This is a genomic window from Limnothrix sp. HT2024, assembly GCF_059138625.1.
On the sequence record NZ_CM181121.1, the window covers coordinates 1,524,404 to 1,544,078 of the forward strand.

16 protein-coding genes are annotated in these 19,675 nt (G+C 54.8%); 3 read left to right on the forward strand and 13 right to left on the reverse strand.

Translation table 11 applies throughout. The features are described from left to right. Positions 1-11 precede the first annotated feature (11 nt). Both AC2IAX_RS06140 and AC2IAX_RS06145 read right to left on the reverse strand, forming a co-directional pair. On the reverse strand, positions 12-503 hold the full coding sequence (locus AC2IAX_RS06140; RefSeq protein WP_494389784.1) for an EVE domain-containing protein: 492 nt from the start codon (positions 501-503) through the stop codon (positions 12-14). 286 nt (positions 504-789) lie between these two features. Next, entirely contained in the window at positions 790-1,863 is a 1,074-nt protein-coding gene (locus tag AC2IAX_RS06145; RefSeq protein ID WP_494389785.1) for a mannose-1-phosphate guanylyltransferase, read from the reverse strand. Between the two features lie 1,050 nt (positions 1,864-2,913). Between AC2IAX_RS06145 and AC2IAX_RS06150 the strand changes: the two genes are divergently transcribed. Continuing rightward, positions 2,914-4,476 (forward strand): serine/threonine-protein kinase, encoded by a 1,563-nt coding sequence (locus AC2IAX_RS06150; protein ID WP_494389786.1) that lies wholly within the window; start codon positions 2,914-2,916, stop codon positions 4,474-4,476. A 32-nt stretch (positions 4,477-4,508) separates the two neighbouring features. On the opposite strand, the gene AC2IAX_RS06155 is transcribed toward AC2IAX_RS06150, so the two are convergent. The 3 genes from AC2IAX_RS06155 to AC2IAX_RS06165 form a co-directional block, all read right to left on the reverse strand. Then, complete coding sequence (locus AC2IAX_RS06155; RefSeq protein ID WP_494389787.1) at positions 4,509-5,594, reverse strand: DUF8738 domain-containing protein; 1,086 nt, start codon at positions 5,592-5,594, stop codon at positions 4,509-4,511. Positions 5,595-6,129: 535 nt separating this feature from the next. Then, the gene (locus AC2IAX_RS06160) at positions 6,130-6,369 is read right to left on the reverse strand and encodes a hypothetical protein (RefSeq protein WP_099535049.1); all 240 of its coding nucleotides are present in this window, start codon (positions 6,367-6,369) and stop codon (positions 6,130-6,132) included. Positions 6,370-6,925: 556 nt separating this feature from the next. Next, positions 6,926-7,123, reverse strand: coding sequence for a hypothetical protein (locus tag AC2IAX_RS06165; protein ID WP_494389788.1), 198 nt, complete (start codon positions 7,121-7,123; stop codon positions 6,926-6,928). Between the two features lie 198 nt (positions 7,124-7,321). Here AC2IAX_RS06165 and AC2IAX_RS06170 point away from each other — a divergent pair, with 198 nt between their 5' ends. Continuing rightward, positions 7,322-8,392 (forward strand): YdcF family protein, encoded by a 1,071-nt coding sequence (locus tag AC2IAX_RS06170; RefSeq protein WP_494389789.1) that lies wholly within the window; start codon positions 7,322-7,324, stop codon positions 8,390-8,392. A gap of 184 nt (positions 8,393-8,576) precedes the next feature. On the opposite strand, the gene AC2IAX_RS06175 is transcribed toward AC2IAX_RS06170, so the two are convergent. Then, positions 8,577-9,206, reverse strand: a complete 630-nt coding sequence (locus tag AC2IAX_RS06175; RefSeq protein WP_494389790.1) for a class I SAM-dependent methyltransferase — start codon at positions 9,204-9,206, stop codon at positions 8,577-8,579. 245 nt (positions 9,207-9,451) lie between these two features. On the opposite strand from AC2IAX_RS06175, the gene hemH reads away from it, so the two are divergent. After that, positions 9,452-10,615: a ferrochelatase gene (gene hemH, locus AC2IAX_RS06180; RefSeq protein WP_494389791.1), complete on the forward strand. Its 1,164-nt coding sequence runs from the start codon at positions 9,452-9,454 to the stop codon at positions 10,613-10,615. A 72-nt stretch (positions 10,616-10,687) separates the two neighbouring features. On the opposite strand, the gene AC2IAX_RS06185 is transcribed toward hemH, so the two are convergent. The 7 genes from AC2IAX_RS06185 to hoxU all read right to left on the reverse strand — a co-directional run bounded on the left by AC2IAX_RS06185 (position 10,688) and on the right by hoxU (position 19,661). Further along, positions 10,688-11,740 carry a dihydroorotate dehydrogenase-like protein gene (locus AC2IAX_RS06185; protein ID WP_494389792.1) on the reverse strand — a complete coding sequence of 351 codons (1,053 nt, stop codon included), beginning with the start codon at positions 11,738-11,740 and terminating at the stop codon, positions 10,688-10,690. A gap of 98 nt (positions 11,741-11,838) precedes the next feature. Continuing rightward, positions 11,839-15,456, reverse strand: a complete 3,618-nt coding sequence (nifJ, locus tag AC2IAX_RS06190; RefSeq protein WP_494390298.1) for a pyruvate:ferredoxin (flavodoxin) oxidoreductase — start codon at positions 15,454-15,456, stop codon at positions 11,839-11,841. Positions 15,457-15,504: 48 nt separating this feature from the next. Beyond that, positions 15,505-16,089, reverse strand: a complete 585-nt coding sequence (locus AC2IAX_RS06195) for a hydrogenase maturation protease (RefSeq protein WP_494389793.1) — start codon at positions 16,087-16,089, stop codon at positions 15,505-15,507. Positions 16,090-16,245: 156 nt separating this feature from the next. Continuing rightward, positions 16,246-17,685, reverse strand: coding sequence for a Ni/Fe hydrogenase subunit alpha (locus AC2IAX_RS06200; protein ID WP_494389794.1), 1,440 nt, complete (start codon positions 17,683-17,685; stop codon positions 16,246-16,248). A 297-nt stretch (positions 17,686-17,982) separates the two neighbouring features. Beyond that, a complete protein-coding gene (locus AC2IAX_RS06205; protein WP_494389795.1) occupies positions 17,983-18,345 on the reverse strand; it encodes a 7(1) septoil knot domain-containing protein in 363 nt (120 codons plus the stop codon). Positions 18,346-18,360: 15 nt separating this feature from the next. Then, entirely contained in the window at positions 18,361-18,957 is a 597-nt protein-coding gene (locus AC2IAX_RS06210; protein WP_494389796.1) for an NADH-quinone oxidoreductase subunit B family protein, read from the reverse strand. After that, positions 18,945-19,661 carry a bidirectional hydrogenase complex protein HoxU gene (hoxU, locus tag AC2IAX_RS06215; protein ID WP_190355508.1) on the reverse strand — a complete coding sequence of 239 codons (717 nt, stop codon included), beginning with the start codon at positions 19,659-19,661 and terminating at the stop codon, positions 18,945-18,947. The genes AC2IAX_RS06210 and hoxU overlap by 13 nt, the downstream gene beginning before the upstream one ends. Positions 19,662-19,675 lie beyond the last annotated feature (14 nt).

Below are 19,675 nucleotides of genomic sequence, written 5' to 3' on the forward strand. Positions count from 1 at the left end.
TCTCTTTAGGTTTAAGGCGAGGTTTGAGGCGAACTGGCCAAGGTTAGCAATCGCTCAGCCACGGGGCGATCGACCGGCGTAACGGAAAGGCGATTTCCCCGTCGCAAAATCAGCAACTCATCGGCCGTGAATTGCGATCGCAACCATTCCAACGATAAGAACCGATCGAAGGTTTGCAGATGGGCCACTTCCACCGTGAACCAACGGGGGCGATCGGGACTGGCCTTGGGGTCAAAATATTTGCTGTTGGGGTCAAATTGGGTTGGATCCACTACATTGGCTGCGGCCACCTGCGCCAGACCCGCAATTCCCGGTGGCTCCGTATTGGAGTGATAAAAAAACGCCCAATCTCCCGGCTGCATCGCTTGCAGAAAGTTACGCGCTTGATAGTTCCGCACGCCATCCCACAGGGTCTGTCGATCGCGCTCTAGATGGGCGATCGAGTAAGTCGTGGGTTCAGATTTAATCAGCCAGCAAGCGGCCGGCAAGGGGGGCAAAGCCATAGGAAGGTAGGAAAACGAGCACCGTCAAAGATCTTTGATTAGAGCACAACTCAAAATCTCTACCGACATCAAAAATCAGAATCCTGAGCGCCAGGCAAGGGACTTAGGGCCTGTCGTCATTTCCTAAGATCAGGTGGAAACGATTGATTTTCCATATCCCAGTCGTTGTAACAAGGGGCTTAAGCCCCTTGCCCCCCACGAGCTGCCAACGGTGGAATCAGGGTTTCAGGCGATTTGACGACAGTCCCTAGGCCCCTTGTTTCCGTCAGTTACTCAGGCGATCGCGTTAGAGCCGATCGAGCCATTCAGGATGATCCTGCACCGCCTTCACCGCCGCCTTAATATCTTGGGTGCGATCCTTCGCCACAATCAAGGTCACATTCCCATCGCGCACCACCACCACATCCTCCAGGCCAATGGTGACCACCAACTCTTCGGGATCACTGCTGTAAACGATCGCCCCGGTTGTCTCCAAAGCCAAATGTTGAGCCAAATCCACATTGGTCCGATCGCCCTTTAACAGCCGCTCGATCGCGTTCCAATCACCCAAGTCATCCCAAGCAAAGGCCGCCGGAACAATACAGGCGCGATCGGTCTTTTCCATCAACGCATAGTCCACGCTCAACTTGGGAACCTGGCCATAGGCCGCCACCCCTTCCGCCCGCAGCGGTTCGATAATTTCCGGAGCGTGCCGCTCTAATTCCGCAATCACCGTCTTGGCCTGAAACACAAACATGCCGCTATTCCAGCTATAGCGACCGCTGGCGAGGAACTGTTCCGCTCGATCGCGATCGGGCTTTTCCGTGAATCGGCTGACGCGATAGCCCGGCAGTCCCGCAAAGTCTCCTAAGGCCTCGCCCTGTTCGATGTAGCCATAGCCCGTGGCCGGCTGGGTTGGCGTAATGCCCAAGGTGACGATCGCCCCCTCCGTGCGGGCCAGGGTCGCCGCCGCCGCCAGGGTTTGGGCAAACGCTTCCCCATCCCCAATCCAGTGATCCGCCGGGAAAAAGCCCAACACTGCCTCATCGCCATATTGCTTGGCCGCCTCCAGAGTTGCCCAAGCCAAGGCCGGGGCCGTGTCGCGCCCTTCCGGTTCAATTGCAAAATTCGCCGCCGGTAATTCTGGCAACTGTTCGCGGGCCGTGGCTTCCAGATGTTGGCCCGTCACAACCCAAACATGCTCCGCCGCCCCCGCCAACGGAATCAGGCGATCGATCGTCGCTTGCAACAAACTGCGGCCGCTGCCATCCAAACAGAGAAACTGCTTGGGAAACTGACGGCGACTGAGGGGCCAAAACCGCTCACCCTTGCCACCGGCCAAGACGATCGGGATTAACTGGGGAGTTGAGGAAGCAACCATTTGTTCAAAGACCATCAGACTTAACTGGAAAACCAATGCGGAGACGGCAGTCCCCCAACCGGACACAAATTCAGGTGCAGACTCGCGATCAAAGCTCTAGGTGCAAGCTCTAGACGCAAGCTCTAGACGCAAACTCTCGGTGCAAAACTCAACACAAACTTAACGATGGATGCGACCAATTCCCAGAATTGATAGAAATTTCGCAAGTTCCGCAAATTGCACCAATTCAATAAATTCCGCACATTCCGCGTATTCCACGGATACCTGCAAACGGGATTTCCCCAATTCTGGCTTGGCCCAAGGCGATCGGCACGATTTTTACCGTTTTCACGGTTGCGACCGCTACGTTATCGATTCGCCCTCCACTCGCATCGGGGCCACAAAACTGAGCCGCCAAAGGGCCCAATTCTGCACAAGGGCGCGATCGACCCCTTTGCTCCATCAGTTGGGAGTAGGCGACAATGATTGGGGAACCAGGCCCAACGATTCCCCTCCCTGCCAGCGCTCCTCAACCAACCCCGCCGCTCCATTTTTTCCCTACTCCTGGCGGGCGATCGCCCTTAAGGTCTCCCGCCGCCAATCGCATTGTTCATCAACTTTTTGCTTTAATTTTGGTTGGTTTGCTTGCCCTAGCCTTCTAGACAAGTCTTCGGGAACAGCTCCTGATGACTCTGATCAGGTCAGATATGGCTATTGGATCAGTTAGATCTGTTGCATCCGTTCCATCAAGCATCCGTTTCATCACGCATCTGCTCACTCGGGCATCTGCTCGATCGAGTTGATCGAGTTTCTTTGGCAAGGATCATGACGAGGAAATAGACCAGTTAGTCTGGGTGCAACCGAATCCGCAGAATTTCAACGCTTGATCTCACGGTCTGGCCCCGCCGACTGAGTACCCAAGACTGCATACCCAGGATTGACGATCGCCACCTGGGCATCGCCGCCTGGGCATCGTGGATACTGATAGGATTCACCGGATTTGTTGCATTCTTGGTTTGATTTGACGATTTCTAATTTTTGCGATCAGCCCAGCAGAAGAGCGCAGACGCTATGAGCGACCCGAATCTTGGCCGAGTGCTAGCCGACCGATATCGACTCGATGAGTTGATCGGGCGCGGTGCTATGGGTCGCGTTTATCGAGCCAAGCACATCCTGCTGGATGCGCCCGTGGCCGTGAAATTTTTGTCTCAAACCTTGCTGAACCAGAAAATGCGCGATCGCTTCAAACGGGAAGCCCGCTCCTGTTTTTTGTTAGGGCAAAAAAGCAAGCACATTGTCCAGGTATTGGACTACGGGGTCAGCGAGGATGAGGTTCCGTTCTATGTGATGGAATATCTCGAAGGCCGAGACCTAGGGGCGATCGTCAAACGGGAAACCATGCCCCTGCCGCGTTTTCTCAATCTGGCCCATCAAATTTGCCTGGGACTTCAGGCGGCTCACCAGGGCATTTTGCTAGAGGATCGCCTTTGCCCGATCGTCCACCGAGACATCAAGCCCAGCAACCTGCTGGTGGTGCAAGATCCGGACATGGGTGAGTCGGTCAAGATTTTGGATTTTGGAATTGCCAAACTCATGCAGGGGGATGCGGCCCAAACCAGCCACTTCATGGGCACCCTGGCCTACTCTTCACCAGAGCAGATGGAAGGCAAGGAGTTGGACGGCCGGGCTGATATCTATAGCCTGGGCGTGGTGATGTTTGAAATGCTCTCGGGGAAGATGCCCCTGCGGGCGGAAACCCATTCCTTTGGCAGTTGGTATAAGGTACATCGGGACACCCCGCCCATGACCTTTGCGGAGGCGCGGCCAGGGCTGAAAGTGCCCAAGCCGCTGGAGTCACTGATTCTGCAATGCTTGGCGAAAAAGCCGGACGATCGCCCCGCATCCGTGAGCGATATTTTGCAAGCTTTGGAGCCGATGGAGCACCGCTACAGTCCTGGCCGGCTGATTAGTCGTCGCATTGAAAGCACGCTCCAGCGGGCCACTTTGCCCGGCGCTTCTCTCGGCAACGAGGGAGGGACTGAATCGCGGGGGCGATCGAGCAATGCGGATCCTGATGTGCTCTGTCGGTTGCAGTCCTGGCCCAAGGGCAAGCCGGTCGCGGAAATCGTGTTTCCTCACCTGTTGCCCACCAGTGGCGATCCGCTGGTGACGGTTTGGATTATGTTGCCACGCCCCATGATCCGCGCCATTCAATCCAGCGAAGAGGGCAGTAGTTGTTACAGCCGGTTTATGGGCATGATGTCTCCCCATCCGATGGTGCTGTGGCTGACGGTGCTCTATGTGTCGATCGGGGATGGCACGCGGCGGGCAAAATGGCTACCGTCCTATTTGGATTTGAAACAGCCCCGAAATTTGGAATTGGCTCGGCAGTTGGCCAAGCAAAGTTGCTATCGATTGCTGTTTTTTGCCCTTGAGGATCCCCACAGTTGCCAATATGTGGCCAAAATCCATCTGACGGCGGCCAATTGCCAAATGCTGCGTCAGTGGGCTGACCAAAGCTCACAGATGCCCGCAGCGGATCCACAGGTAGGCAAGGGATATTTACGCAAGGAGTTGGATCGCGCCAAGCCCCAAATTTTGCAGCAAATTGAGCAGCGATTGCGTCGGCCTTGAGGGGCCAAGCCATCCAAGACCGAGGCAATCAACTAGGGAGTTTGCAGGCGGGCGATCGCCTGTTCCCAAGCATCAATCACTCGCTGGATGGATTGGGGCAGTTGATCGCGCATCAGATCGGCATATTGCACCGACACCCCCCGATCGGTCAGGGTCACCGTTTGATAGTCGGCAGCTCCCAGCGTGGGCAAATAGCTGAGGCCAGAGAGATTGGACAAAACACTATTCTCCATGGCCTGTTCCAAGTCGGTTTGCTGGCTCGCGGACAGTTTGCCCACCAACTCCGGCGCTTGATCGTTGATGCGCCGGAAGACTCGCCCATCCTCCATCAAAATCCAACGTTCCTGACGACCGGCAATCCCGCCAGTGATGTGCATCTGGAATCGCTCCCCATTGCCGAGGGTTGGGAGGTCGCTGGTCATGGGAACAATGGCGGTTGTGCCGTTGCTGGCGGCTTGGTTATAGCGAACGAGGTTGGCCGCGCGATCGAGGTGAAACACAAAGGCACGATCGCCCTGGTTCAAAATGGCTTGCCAACCATCGATCGCAATCATGGTACAGGCCGTGAGCGGTGCATCATAAACCCCCATGCAGCCATCCCAGGTTCTGCGCTTCAGGGCCGTGACCGTGAGCGATCGCGATGGGAGCTTTAGCAATCGTTCCGCCTGTCGCAGCAACCGCTGTTCCACCTCTGGCGTGAGCGATCGGGAACCCACCGCCTGGCGAATGATCTGACCCCCTTGATCGGCGCGATAAAACCAACTGGGCGGCCCCCAAGATTGACGCTCACTCACTTCAATGGCCCAACCCGGGACTTGCATTTGGGCACAGAGTTCCGCTGGCCCACCCAGACCCAAGCAACTGTCGGCCCAAGTGACGCGGGTGGCTTCGCGAATGGTCAGGTTCGCCGGAGCTTGGCCCAAATCCCGGGCCGCCACTGCCAAGATGCGCGATCGCACCGACGGGGGTAACTGACTGCTGGTGTTGAGCACGGGGGTCGATCGGGGATTGGCCCGGGCGATCGACGGCTGCCCCAGCTCCCCCACCATGCCCATTAACAGACCCAATCCCAAGGGCAAAACCCAACCCAAACGCCAACGCAAAGAAGCAGTAGACATAGACAAACTCGATCGGTCATTAGCTGTGAGAAATCAAAAAGCAGCGATCTTGAAGCCCTAAATTGCTGTCTTCAATCACCGTCTTCGATCACTATTCATTCAGCATCGGCCAGACCTTGCTCAGGAAAAGTCACCATGAGCCGGTCTTTGGGATGTCACCTCATGGGCGAGTTTTTCCTTAGCAATACTTCCCATGGGTTGTCGCGCCAATCCAGCAACTGCAATTGATTGCAACTTGAACTGCTGTTTGCTAATTGGTTTCCCCGATCGGGCCAGTTAACCAACCTCAACAGGCCCTGCCCCTGAGAAACCCAGCCAGCCTCGACAGCAAACAGTAAAGAGAAAGCAAAAACCAAAAGATCAGAAGATCAATAAATCAATAGATAAAACAAGCGATTAATAGACAAAACAAAATCGCAAAACAAGAAATAGGGATAAAAATAAAACAAAAACAAGGAGCGTTAACCCCTTGTTTTCGTAATATTCAGTGCGTTATCAGGGAAAAAGCTTGGGGAAAGCAAACTTCAGACGGTCTTTATTCCTCGTCCCAAAGGGCCTGGGTGTAGCCGAGCTTCGTCAAGGCAGCTTGCTGACCAGCGCTCAAATCTTCCCAATATTCATCATCACTGGCTGGGGGATCCGTGTCTTCTTCCCAGCTCGACTCATCCCATCCCAACTCACCCCAGAGGGACTGCTCTTCGCTGCTGAGATCAGACCAGCTCAAGTCTGCCCAAGTGCCACTGGGGTCGCCGTCAACATCGCGAATTCCAGACATATTTTTTCTCGGTGGAGAATGATTTGATCAAGGGTAATCACAAGGCATCAACAGTTTGCGAGCAACCAGTTTGCAAATTAATTTGCGAGCAACCAGTTTGCAAATTGTGACTGACTGTAAGTTGACTTTAAATCAACCAAGATGAAGGTTCCATCAAGTTATTGTAGCTCAATCAAAATTCAGAGTAGCTCGTTGTTTTCATTCAGAGATGGCTCAGAAATCTTGCTTCATGAATGAACCAATTCACAGGATCCGTTTTTTGAAGAGCAAGCAACAATTCGACGGCTAACTCAGATCATCTGCTTAATTGATCAAGAAATTAACCCAGCCGAATTTGGTATAACACCACGATTCGGCAGCGTCAAGAATAGATTAAGCGGAGTCTTTTAAAGATTTATTGAATTCTAGAACAAATCGAAATTTAACCACCATCCAGCCTCTAGAGGGTTCACAATTTAGCTCATGATCAGTGCGTTAAGTTCATTGATTGCTAAGTTCATTAATTACATTGATGCATTTGCTTCATGGGCTGAGCACAGAAATTGGGTGTGGAAATTCAGGTTAAGCATGATTGGCGCTGGTCGATCGAACCGTTCACCGGTTTGAGGTGCTGAGCAACAGGCACGCAGGAGGAAGACAACAGCCCCGGGCAAAACGACGCAGACCCAGCCGCAGGCCCCAACTTGGGGTTGCGCCCGTCGTTGATCGGCTCACCAGGCGGCAACCGGACGGGGCCACGGGGCGATCGGGGCAATCCGTTGGATCCAGGAAATTGTTAAGGAATTTCTAAAGTTAGCAATGGGTGAGGGGCGTTTACGGTCAGCAGTCGATCGCTCAAAAAGCGCTGGGGGTTAGGCTTCTGGTTTCAAAGCGGCAAAATTCCTCTACCATTGCCCTAAAACTTGCGGTTAAAACTAACCGGTAGGTCGATCGCCGACGTGGGTGATTTGGAATGTTTGAGACCCTGACCTTTATCTTAATTTGGCTGTTTATCGGCTGGCTGCTCTGGTACTTCCTGTTCCAGGTCAAGTTCATCCCGGTGGCCTACTACACCGGCTTTGGCATTGTCACGATCGCGGCATTGCTGACGATCGCGTTTATGAACCCCGGTGGCCGCACCTCAGAATCGGTGGGCAGCCTTCTGTCCCTGCTTCTGACTCCTCTGGGTCTGTCGCTGCTGTTGCTCTCGCGCTGGGTGTTGCGCGAAGGGCCGGGCAAGTTCACGGCCAATGGGGTGGCGGCTTGGGCTTTTTCGGTGTTGCTACTGTTTAGCACCCCGGCGATCGGGTTTTTGCTGGCGGGGCAACTGGAGCGCGAGGCGGTGTCTATGCAGGGCTATGGCGATCGCGGATCTGTTGAAGCGATCGTGCTGCTGGGCAATGGCACAACCCGTGTGGCGGGGATTGGCCAACAGCGCATTGAACTGACCGAAAGCGGTGATCGCATCACCCTGGCGGCACAACTGTATCGAGCTGGCCGGGCGAATCGAATTATTGTGAGCGCGGGTTTCCGGCCGGAGCTGAATGCTTACTGGCGATCGGTAAGCAGCGACTGTCGGAACCCAGACGGCACGGCCACGCGCTGCCGGGCGGCGGAATCGTCTGACATCAGCGTGTTGTTACAGGAAATGGGCGTGCCGGCCAGCGCGATCGTGATTCCCCGCAGCGAAATTGCCCAAAAGCGGGAAGTGGTGAACGTGCGCAACAGCGCCCTGGATGTGCGCGATGAGTTTGGTTCCAATCCCCAAGGGGCCCGAATTGCCCTGGTCACCTCCGCGATCGAAATGCGGCGATCGACCCTGGCGTTCGAGTCCGTTGGTTTCCGGGTTGTGCCGCAGCCGGCAGACTTTTACACCCTGCCCTACGATGCCCCGGACATCACCCCCATCCCCTGGCGCTATTTCTCCATTCCGGATCTGGTTCCCAACTCCGAAGGCCTCACCGTCAGCACCAAGGTGGTGACGGAATACCTGCAAAGCGTGTTCTACTTCCTCCGTGGTTGGATTTCACCGTTTAGGCTCTAATTTCCGGCTCTCATTTCAAGCTCTAATTTCCGGCTTTTAAACAAGCCGAAGGAAACAGAATCTCAAGGGCTTGATCGGCGATCGGGCTACCGTTTGGCGACCTAAACAAACCCATTGCTCATCAATCCCCATGCTGGGCCAGCCGGTGTGGGGATTGATTGTATGAGCATTCGTAAGGTTCAGCCTAATCGGGACGCTTAGCCCGCAGCACTTGCACCGATCCCCCCGCATAAAACGCTGGGGACACATCACAAAACCCGATCGACTCCAGCAAGCCCGGCACATCCGTCTGCACAAATTCCCAAGCCGTTTCCGTTTCAAACAGCCAGAAGAACGCGGCCACCCCCGGCCAGAACAGCGGGTTGGTGGGGGCATGGAAATCAGAAAACAGAAACCAGCCCCCCGGAACCAGCACCCGATGGACTTCCTGAAAAATCTGTCGGAGCTGCTCAGCCTCCATTTCATGCATGGCGGCGCTGCTGTGAACCACCTCAAAGCTACCGTCCGGGAAGGGCATGGCTTCCGCAAAAGCTTCCACGTAGGTAGCTTGGGGCACGGCGAGGCGGGCCCGGGCCAAGGCTTTGGGCGAAGCATCCAACCCGGTCACGCGGTTCGATCGCTCCACCAACAGCGCCGTTGTTTGCCCCCAACCGCAACAGAGATCCAGCACCCGGGTTTCCGGTTGCCAGTCGAAGTTTTGTAACGCTAGTTGACGAAAGCGCCCCTCACCGCCCACCGCCAGGGCCGCCACCCGCGAAATGTTGTCGTATAGCCACTGGTAGCGATAACTCAAATCCCGTAGAATCGTAGCCACAAAGCATCCTTAAAACATTATTGACAATAGCAATCGTCCGTCAGACGGCTCTTAATCAAATTAGGGTCGATGACGGAACGCCTTGAGAGTTCTGTGTTTCAGACCGTTGCGAAGTCCCTTGCCGGGTTCCCTTGCCGGGTTCAGATGATGGGGCGATCGCCTGTCAGCGCAAACCTCAAGATATTGTTAATATCAGTTAAGAATCTGAAAAGAAACACCAACAGCGGAACGGGAAGCAAAAGGTTATGGGTCGAGATGGGGTCTTATTGCTCAACCTAGGGGGGCCGGAAAAACTGGAAGACGTGCGGCCCTTCCTGTTTAACCTATTTTCCGATCCCGAAATTATCCGGTTGCCCAGCCCAATTCTGCAAAAGCCCCTGGCCTGGCTGATCTCCACCCTGCGGGCCTCCAAATCCCAAGAGGGCTACAAGCAAATTGGTGGCGGCTCGCCCCTGCGGCAAATCACCGAAGACCAGGCCCGCGCCCTGGAAGGCAGGCTGCGGGAGCGGGGCCGCGATGCCAAGATCTACATCGGAATGCGCTATTGGTATCCCTTCACCGAAGAAGCACTCGATCAGATCAAGCGGGATGGCGTAGACAACCTGGCGATTTTGCCGCTCTATCCCCAGTTTTCAATTAGCACCAGCGGTTCCAGCTTCCGGCTGATTGAACGGCTGATGGAAAAGGATCAAACCCTGCAAAGAATTGACCATCGTGTGGTGCAGTCTTGGTACGATCGCCCCGGTTATCTCCGGGCCATGGCGGATTTGATTGCCACGGAACTCGATCGCTGTGAAGATCCCAACAGCGCCCACATTTTCTTCAGTGCCCACGGTGTGCCCGTCAGCTACGTGACCGAGGCGGGCGATCCCTACCAACAAGAAATTGAAGACTGCGTAGCGCGGATTATTCGCACCCTGAATCGACCCAACCAACATACCCTGGCCTATCAAAGCCGGGTGGGGCCGATCGAGTGGTTGCAGCCCTACACGGACGATGCGATCAAGGAACTGGCCGCCCAAGGGGTGAAAACCCTGGTGGTCGTGCCGATTAGTTTCGTGTCTGAGCACATCGAAACCCTTGAAGAAATCGACATGGAATATCGGGAAGTGGCCGAAGAAGCGGGAATTCATAATTTCCACCGCGTGCCCGCCCTGAATGTCCATCCGGGTTTCATTGAGGATTTGGCTAACTTGGCGATCGAAACCCTAGACGGCAAGGGCATGACCCTAGCCCAAACCTTGCACCCGCCCGACAAAGCCAAGATCTATCCCCAAGAGCGTTGGGAATGGGGGCTGACCACGGCGGCGGAAGTGTGGAATGGTCGCTTGGCCATGCTGGGCTTTCTGGCGCTGGCGTTGGAGTTGATCAGCGGCCGTGGGCCGCTGCACTTGGCTGGGTTGCTCTAGCGGGGCGATCGGCCCGAGACTCGGTGTGCCTGGGGCCGGGTTCCCAATTCCCGACCCCAGGCTTGTCCAGGTTCAGGAAGGCAACAGACCACTGTGAATCGGTGGATCGAGAATCAACCCGTGGCCCGCATCCACTCGGAAGGATTGCAGGGTCTTCAGGTATTGGGCCCGTTCGTAGGCGCTGGGGTCAGGGCAATGGACTTGGCTCATTACCCCTCGCAATTCTTCAACGGAGCTATAGTCCTGGGCCTCTAGCCAGGCCACCAGTTCCCGCTCCAAAACGCGCAAATGCTCCAGGCCATGGCGCAGCAGCACGGAACAGACCTGGGTAATTTTGGCCCCAGCCATCAGCAGTTTCACCACATCGGCCCCATGTTGCACCCCGCCCGTGGCCGCCAGATCCGTATCTAACCGGCCGTAGAGCAGGGCAATCCAGCGCAGGGGCAACCGCAAATCATTGGCGGAACTGAGATAGGGAACGGGGCGCACCTCCAGCTCGATCGGGTCGATGTCGGGCTGCATAAACCGATTGAACAGCACCAAGGCATCGGCTCCGGCTTCGTCAAAGCGCTGGGCCATGTTGGCCAGGCTGCTGAAGTAGGGGCTGATTTTGACCGCGACGGGAATGCTCACTTCGGCTTTGACGGCCCGCAGGGTGGTGAGGAACGATTGCTCAATATCCAGGCCGGAAATGTCCGGGTCGCTGGGGACAAAGTAAAGGTTCAGCTCGATCGCGTCGGCCCCGGCTTCCTGGATCGATCGGGCATATTCCACCCAACCGCCGGGGGAATAGCCATTGAGGCTGGCAATGATTGGGATGCTGAGGGCGGCTTTGGCGGTGCGAATGTGGTCGAGATAATGCTCGGGGCCAAGGCGGAAGGCTTCCGGCTCAGGAAAGTAGGTGAGGGCTTCGGGATAGCTGTCGCGCCCATGGCTGAGATGGTGGTGCAGCTCAAAGCTGTCTTGCACCAGTTGCTCTTCAAACAGGGAGGGCAAGACGATCGCCCCCGCTCCGGCATCTTCTAAACGACGCAGGTGATCGAGAGAACTGGTGAGGGGGGCAGCGGCCGAGGGCACCAGGGGCGATCGCAGGGTGAGACCCAGATAGGTGGTATGCAGATCCATAGGTAGGGACGCTAGGGGCTAAGAGGACTGGGACAGGGCAAGCCGATCGGGCGATCGGCATACCCAAGGTTTCAGGAATGGGCTTTCAGGAATGGGATTTAAGACACCGGCTTGGGTTCCGAGGAAGACGCGGCCGCTCCCGGTGAAGCTGGGCTGGAGCGATCGGCCCCCTGAGGCTGCCCGATCGACTGGGCCGCCAGGTATTGATAGAACTGCCAACGGTGGTTAATGTCCGCCTGGGCCTGCTGGGCTAACTGTTGCGCGGCGGCCGGGTTGGTCTTGCTCAGCATCTTGAAGCGGGTTTCCATGTCCATCGCTGCCGCCACGGGCATCTTCGGCGCAGGTGAATCCAAATGCAGCGGATTTTTGCCCTGGGTTACCAAATCCGGGTTATAGCGATAAAGGAACCAACGACCGCTATCCACCGCCGCTTTCTGGTGGGCTGCTCCCTTGCTCATATCAATGCCATGGGCGATGCAGTGGCTATAGGCCAAAATCAGCGAGGGGCCGTCGTAGGCTTCGGCTTCCAGAAAAGCCCGCAGCGTATGTTCATCACGGGCCCCCATGGCCACGCTGGCCACGTAGATATTGCCGTAGGTCATGGCGATCGCCCCGAGATCTTTCTTGGCAGCGGGTTTCCCGCCAGCGGCAAACTTGGCCACCGCGCCCCGGGGGGTTGATTTGGAAGCTTGCCCCCCCGTGTTGGAATAGACTTCCGTATCCAAAACCAACACATTCACGTTTTGACCGCTGGCCAGGACGTGATCTAAGCCGCCAAAGCCAATGTCATAGGCCCAACCGTCGCCCCCCACAATCCAAACGGATTTCTTGACGAGGTAGTCTGCCACGGCCAACAACCGCCGAGCATCGGGGTGATTGATCTCGGGGAGGCGCGTTTTCAGGCTGGCCACCCGATCGCGCTGTTCCCAAATGTCCGCTTCGGTGCGCTGTTCCGCCTGCAACAGATCTTGAACCGTGCTGTCACCCAGTTCCCCGGCCAATCGCTTCAGCAGCTCGCTGGCGAAGGTGGCTTGCTGATTCACGGACAGGCGGAACCCGAGGCCAAATTCTGCATTGTCCTCAAACAGGCTGTTTGCCCAGGCGGGGCCGCGGCCGTCGGCATTTTTAGTCCAAGGGGTGGTAGGCAGGTTGCCGCCATAGATCGAGGAGCAACCGGTGGCGTTGGCAATCAATGCCCGATCGCCAAACAATTGGGACACCAACTTCAGGTAGGGTGTTTCGCCGCAACCGGCACAGGCCCCTGAGAATTCAAAGAGCGGCTCTTGCCATTGCTGTTGACGCAGCCGATCGGGATGTAACTTGGCGCGATCGGGATTCGGCAGCCCCAAGAAAAAGTCCCAATTCGTCCGTTCTGCATCGCGCACCTCGTTAGGATCCACCCAATTCAGCGCCTTGCGAGAGGGACGCTTGCGATCCTTCGCGGGACAAATTTCCACGCAAAGACCGCAGCCAGTGCAATCCTCCGGAGCCACCTGAATGGTGAATTTTTCGCCCTTGAAGTCTGGATCGCGCGTGTCGGCCACTCGGAACCCGGCCGGCGCATCTCCCAAAGCGGACGGATCGTAGGACTTGCCGCGAATGGTGGCATGGGGACAAATGGCGATGCACTTGCCACACTGCACGCAAACCGCTGGATCCCATTCAGGCAGTTGCTGGGCAATGTTGCGTTTTTCCCATTGGGACGTGCCGGTGGGATAGGTGCCATCGCAGGGTAAGGCGCTCACCGGCAGTCGATCGCCCTCCCGAGCCATCATCGCCGCCTGCACGTTGCGCACAAAATCCGGCGCGCGATCGGACACCATGGGCAACCGATGCAAGGTGGATTGGGCCGATCGAATCGGCACCTCTTGCAAATTCGACAGGGTGTTATCCACCGCCCGCAGGTTCATATTCACCACGGCGCTACCTTTTTTGCCGTAGGTTTTTTGAATCGCCGCCCGAATTTGATTGAGGGCTTCTTCCTGGGGCAACACTCCCGTCAAGGTGAAGAAACAAACCTGCATCGGAATATTAATATGGCCGCCCGTACCACTCTCACGCGCCACTTTATAGGCATCAATGGCCCAAAGTTTCAGTTGCTTCCGAATGATGATTTCTTGGGCTTCTAGCGGCAAATGATCCCAAAGTTCCGCCGCCGGATAGGAGGCATTGATCAGCACCGTTGCGCCATCAAGGGCCTTGTCCAAAATTTCATAGCGTTCCAGGAACATCCACTGGTGGCAGCCAATAAAATTCGCACCTTCAATCAGGTAAGGGGCCCGAATTGGGTCAGCCCCAAAACGTAGATGGGAAACGGTCATCGCTCCCGATTTCTTGGAGTCATAGACAAAATAGCCTTGGGCATATTGATCGGTGCTGTCGCCAATAATTTCGATCGTGTTTTTGTTAGCTCCCACGGTTCCATCGGCCCCCAAGCCATAGAAAATGGCCGCAAAGGTGCGATCGCCCGGCAAAGCAAAGTTGGGGTCAAAGTCCAAGGATGTGAAGCTCACATCGTCCACAATCCCCACCGTGAATCCATTTTTAGGTTCCGGTGATTGCAGATTTTCAAACACCGCCTTCACCATGGCCGGGGTGAATTCCTTGGAAGACAATCCATAGCGCCCACCGATCATCGTTTTGATCGCTGAGTGTTGCGCCGATTGTTGAACCGTTGCCACCACGTCTAGATAAAGCGGTTCGCCCAATGCACCGGGTTCCTTGGTGCGATCGAGCACGGCAATGCGTTGGGTACTGATGGGCAATACTGCGAGGAAATCCGCCGCATTCCAGGGACGATATAAACGAACTTTCAAGACTCCCAATTTCTGACCCTGTTGATTCAGAGCCTGCACCGTTTCTTCAACGGTTTCGCAACCGGAACCCATCAGAATCACCACGGATTCTGCTTCTGGATCACCCACATATTCAAAGGGCTGATAAACCCGTCCCGTCAGGTTGCCAAATTCCGCCATCACGGATTTCACAATTTCTGAACAAGCGCAATAAAACGGGTTAACGGTTTCCCGACCTTGGAAATAAACATCGGGGTTTTGGGCCGTGCCACGCATCACCGGGCGATCGGGTGTTAGGGCCCGATCGCGGTGTTCCAAAATTGCTGTTTCCGGGATCATGGCTCGCAAATGATCTTCATCCACGGGAACAATTTTTTGGATTTCGTGGGAAGTCCGAAAGCCATCAAAAAAGTGCAGAAATGGCACTCGAGATTTCAAGGCCGCAATGTGGGAAATGGCAGCAAAATCATGGGCTTCTTGCACCGAAGCCGAACACAACAGCGCCCAACCCGTGCCCCGCGTGGCCATCACATCGCTGTGATCCCCAAAAATTGACAACCCTTGGGCCGCGAGCGATCGGGCAGCCACATGCAAGGTCGCACCGGTCAATTCCCCGGCAATTTTGTACATGTTGGGAATCATCAACAGCAACCCTTGGGAAGCCGTGAACGTGGTGGCCAAGGATCCCGCCTGGAGCGCCCCATGGAGCGTGCCCGCCGCCCCGGCTTCGCTCTGCATTTCAACCACACTCGGCACGGATCCCCAAAGATTGGGCCTGTTTTGGGCCGCCCAAGCATCAGACCATTCCCCCATGGGTGAAGCGGGCGTAATGGGGTAAATAACAATTAGTTCACTGAGGCTGTAGGCAATTTTGGCAACGGCTTCGTTACCATCGAGAGTCATGGTTTGGTGGCGTTTCATGGTCATCACTCCGGCAAAAGGCACAGGGAAGAACAGCGAGTCATTGATTTAGATTCGGACGGGTAATTTCAGCGATTCACTGGGCAGATGAAGTGAGGGAAAATTAGTCGTCATGCCTTGTAACTCATCAATCAGGGTTTGAATGACAACCAGCGCCCGTTGCATTCCTTGAATGGCAATTTCAGAAAATTCGCAGCCCAACTCAAAGGACACCGCAGGCACTGCAATTAACCAAGCCGGGGGCACATGGCCATAGAGCCATTTCGTCATGTGCAACAGGCTTTCAGGTTGATAGAAATGACCCAAAAGACTGGGAATTTCTGGATTTTCAGCGGCGACCGTTGCGGAAGCTGGGGTGGGTGGGCGCATCCCCAAATCCAGTGATCGCAGTTGGGTTTTGGGAAAGGACATCTTCAGCGCGTTGCAGTCTAAGGCATCAACAAAAATTACCAAGCCAGCTCCCGCGATCGTATCGGCTAACTCCGGGGTTAGTTGGTGGCAAATGAGGGTTTGAAGTTGTGAGTTCTGCCATTGGGAAATGGCTTGCACAACCGCTGGCCCCACACCGTCATCACTGCGGAGGGTATTGCCATAACCAATCACCAAGATTGGGGATGGAAGATGGGTAACCATAGGGCGATCGCACCTCAAAAACTAGCGAGATTCCGGCCAATGCCACTGAACTGTTTCAACTGAGTCATTGATTGAATCATTGAGTTCAAGAGGTTAATCACCTATTGATCGGGAGTTGATACCATCAGTCAGAACTCAATTTTTCACCTGCAACTCCTAGGAAGACCGCTCCAAGGTCTGAATCAGTACCCGATCGGCATTGAACACATCTAGTTTCAGCGGCATTTGACCCACCGCATGGGTTGAACAACTCAAGCAAGGGTCAAAGGCCCGAATCCCTGCTTCAACCCGATTCAAGATTCCTTCTGGAATCGATCCATCGCTGCTGCCTTCCACATAATGTTGCGCAATTTGTTTAATGGTGCGATTCATTGCCAAGTTATTTTGACCCGTGGCAATGATCAAATTCACCGATTGAATTAAGCCGTTTTCATCCACTTGGTAATGGTGAAACAATGTGCCCCGAGGTGCTTCACTCACACCAACGCCATTCAGCTCATTAATACCGGCTTCCGCCCGCACCCGAGACGACTGCACATCAGGGTCATTCACTAACTGTTCGATCGCCTCAACACAGGCCAAAATTTCAATCAATCGAGCGTAGTGATAGAAAAACGAAGAAGTGGCTACGCGCCCGCCGGCCCGCTGTCTAAATCGCTCCAGGGCCCGATCGGCTTCTGGTGTGCCAATGAAGTCACAAATATTTAACCGAGCCAGGGGCCCGACGCGATACACCCCATCGGGATAGCCCAAGGGTTTGTAGTAGGGAAACTTCAGATAAGACCAGGGTTCAACGGCTTCACCAATGAAGGATTGATAGTCATCTTCCGAGAGGCGATCGGCGACAATTTGCCCTTCACTGTCAATGATGCGGAGATGACCGCCGTAATGCTCCCAGCGTCCATCATCACCCACCAAACTCATGAAGAGCGACGGAAATTTACCAAACACATCAACTTCCACTGGGTGGGCATCCAGCCACGATTCAAACAGTTCGATCGCGCTTAAAATTGTGGCTCGTGATTCTGGCAAGCGGTCTTGAATCCAAGCTTTTCCTTCATCAGATAGGGGATAGCGAACCCCGCCAGGAACCGGCCAAGCCGCATGGATTTTGCGCGCTCCCAACAGTTCAATCACCGTTTGCCCAAACTGCCGCAGCCGAATTCCCGCCCGCGCCAAGTCCGGGTTTGCCGCCATTAATCCAAAAACATTGCGCTGACCCGGATCGCTGTCCCAACCCAGCAGAAAATCGGGACTGCTGAGATGGAAAAAGCTGAGGGCGTGGGATTGCAAAATCTGCCCCAGGTTCATCATCCGCCGCAACTTTTCACCCGCGATCGGGACACGCACGGCTAAGATTTTGTCGCCGGTTTTTGCAGAAGCCAACAAGTGACTCACGGGGCAAATGCCACAGATGCGGGAGGTAATGCCCGCCATTTCCCACATGGGCCGGCCTTCGCAGAATTTTTCAAACCCGCGAAATTCAACCACATGAAAGTGGGCATCTTCAACCTTTCCCGCATCATCCAAAAACAGGGAGATTTTGGCATGACCTTCAATGCGGGTGACCGGATCAATAACCAGTTTAGAACTCATAATACTCGCATAATTTCAGAGGATTACCGCAGCCCAATGGGTCTATTTTCAATTGCTGATTTCTGCTAACCCAAGTCCTGTTTAACTTACGGTTCAACTTAGAAGGTGTCTGAGCAGTGCCTTAGGGTACTTGCAAAGCGCTAGTCATCGTGGGAGCAAGGGACTTAAGCCTCTTGTCTTGTTTAGGCTCCTTATTTTTTGTGTGGGAGCAAGGGGCTTAAGCCCTTTATCTTTGTTAATGTCTTCGTCAATCCATGAGAGATGCAAAGTGACCATTTTGGCTTTTCCAACATCCTCTTAAGTCAAGCCAGGAAAGCTGGTGACAAACTGAATCTTAAGGTCAGGAAATGCCGTCACAAATTTGATTTTGAAGTCGGGGAAAGCATTGACAAATTGCCACTCACCACACCGATCGGGAAATGCGTTGACAATCTGCACTTTCAAATCGGGGAATGCTTCAACAACCTGCACCGTAAAATCGGGAAAGGATTCAACAATTTGCACCTTGCCAAATAAAGGGCGCTCTTTGTATTCACAGTTGCTGGGGCGGGCTGCCCTGGCTCCTAAGCTCCAGAGGGATAAGATCAGCCCGATCGCCCCAATCAAGAGTCCCCTCGAAAGCGAAAGTTGCCAGGGTTGCCGCCGTCGATCGCCTGCCATGGTTGCCCCCTCTCCCTAACCAAATTTCAGCTTGGCGGTTTGGGCTTCGCCGGTAAAAAGTGACTCCAGGGCGCTTTGAATTTGGGCAGCCGAGGGCGGACAACCGGGCAAAAACACATCCACCGGAACCACTTGATGGACAGGTAGAACCTGTTTAATCAAGGGGGGCACAATGCCCGGTTCTCGAGGATGTTGCGGCGATCGATCTGCCAATTCCAGATAGCAACGATCGAAAATTTCTTCGACGGTGGCACTCGGATTGCGCATGGCCGTTACGTTGCCATTCACCGCACAATCACCAAAGGAAATTAACAGCTTGCTGCGCGATCGCACCTTTTGGATGAATTCCAAATTTTCCTCGTTGGCAACGGCTCCTTCTGCCAGGCAAATATCCACCTGATCGGGAAAAATCTTGGCATCGCTGCCCACGGGGCTAAATACCACCTCCGCATATTTCGCCAGCTCAAACAGCCATTCATCTAAGTCCAAAAAGGACATATGACAACCGGAACAGCCCCCTAACCAAACGGTTGCAAAGCGCAATTTTTTGGGGCGATCGGCTCCTTCGGTTTCGACAACAGCCCCTTGAGCGGGATTGGTTAGCGTGTCCATTGGTGTTCCTCCCTGGCGGATTGCAAAAATTGCAGGCGATCGCGATCGCGCGTCATTTCCGCAACCGTTGATCCTTTCTTAAACAAAGCACCCGTGGGGCAAGCATCCACGCATTTACCACAGGAGGTGCAAGCTTCCACATCACCCCAAGGCTGATCCAAACCGGCAATTAATTTGACCCGTTCGCCCCGGAATGCAATATCCCAAACCCTGGCTCCCTCGATTTCGTCACAAACTCGAATGCAGCGGGTGCAATAGATACAACGGTTGCGATCGAGTCCGAATTTTTCATGGGAAACATCCACATCCCGCTTGGGAAATTGGTAGGCAAAATGGCTATGATCCATCCCCACCGTGGTGGCCATATCCTGCAATTCGCAGTGATTATTGGCCACGCAAACGGAACAAACATGGTTGCCTTCCGCAAAGAGCAATTCCACCAAAGTTCGACGGTAGGATTGCAAGGTGGGTGTGTTGGTTTGCACCGCCATCCCCTCAGCCACTTGGGTCACGCAGGCAGGCAATAGCTTATTGATTCCCGCCACTTCCACCACACAAAGCCGACAGCCTCCCACATCGGAAACCCCTTCCAAATGGCACAGGGTGGGAATCGCAATGCCGGCCGATCGCGCCGCCTGCAAAATACTGGCTTTTGCTTCAGCGGCGACCGCCACCCCATCAATTGTCAGCGTTACGACAGCCATACGTTAAATCCCTT

Excerpts from the sequence above, each read along its gene's own strand:
- AC2IAX_RS06210 (WP_494389796.1), bottom strand. The coding sequence starts at position 18,957 with ATGGACACGCTAACCAATCCCGCTCAAGGGGCTGTTGTCGAAACCGAA.
- AC2IAX_RS06150 (WP_494389786.1), top strand. The coding sequence starts at position 2,914 with ATGAGCGACCCGAATCTTGGCCGAGTGCTAGCCGACCGATATCGACTC.
- AC2IAX_RS06195 (WP_494389793.1), bottom strand. The coding sequence starts at position 16,089 with ATGGTTACCCATCTTCCATCCCCAATCTTGGTGATTGGTTATGGCAAT.
- hemH (WP_494389791.1), top strand. The coding sequence starts at position 9,452 with ATGGGTCGAGATGGGGTCTTATTGCTCAACCTAGGGGGGCCGGAAAAA.
- AC2IAX_RS06160 (WP_099535049.1), bottom strand. The coding sequence starts at position 6,369 with ATGTCTGGAATTCGCGATGTTGACGGCGACCCCAGTGGCACTTGGGCA.
- AC2IAX_RS06185 (WP_494389792.1), bottom strand. The coding sequence starts at position 11,740 with ATGGATCTGCATACCACCTATCTGGGTCTCACCCTGCGATCGCCCCTG.
- AC2IAX_RS06155 (WP_494389787.1), bottom strand. The coding sequence starts at position 5,594 with ATGTCTACTGCTTCTTTGCGTTGGCGTTTGGGTTGGGTTTTGCCCTTG.
- AC2IAX_RS06205 (WP_494389795.1), bottom strand. The coding sequence starts at position 18,345 with ATGGCAGGCGATCGACGGCGGCAACCCTGGCAACTTTCGCTTTCGAGG.
- AC2IAX_RS06140 (WP_494389784.1), bottom strand. The coding sequence starts at position 503 with ATGGCTTTGCCCCCCTTGCCGGCCGCTTGCTGGCTGATTAAATCTGAA.
- AC2IAX_RS06200 (WP_494389794.1), bottom strand. The coding sequence starts at position 17,685 with ATGAGTTCTAAACTGGTTATTGATCCGGTCACCCGCATTGAAGGTCAT.
- AC2IAX_RS06170 (WP_494389789.1), top strand. The coding sequence starts at position 7,322 with ATGTTTGAGACCCTGACCTTTATCTTAATTTGGCTGTTTATCGGCTGG.
- hoxU (WP_190355508.1), bottom strand. The coding sequence starts at position 19,661 with ATGGCTGTCGTAACGCTGACAATTGATGGGGTGGCGGTCGCCGCTGAA.
- AC2IAX_RS06145 (WP_494389785.1), bottom strand. The coding sequence starts at position 1,863 with ATGGTTGCTTCCTCAACTCCCCAGTTAATCCCGATCGTCTTGGCCGGT.
- nifJ (WP_494390298.1), bottom strand. The coding sequence starts at position 15,456 with ATGAAACGCCACCAAACCATGACTCTCGATGGTAACGAAGCCGTTGCC.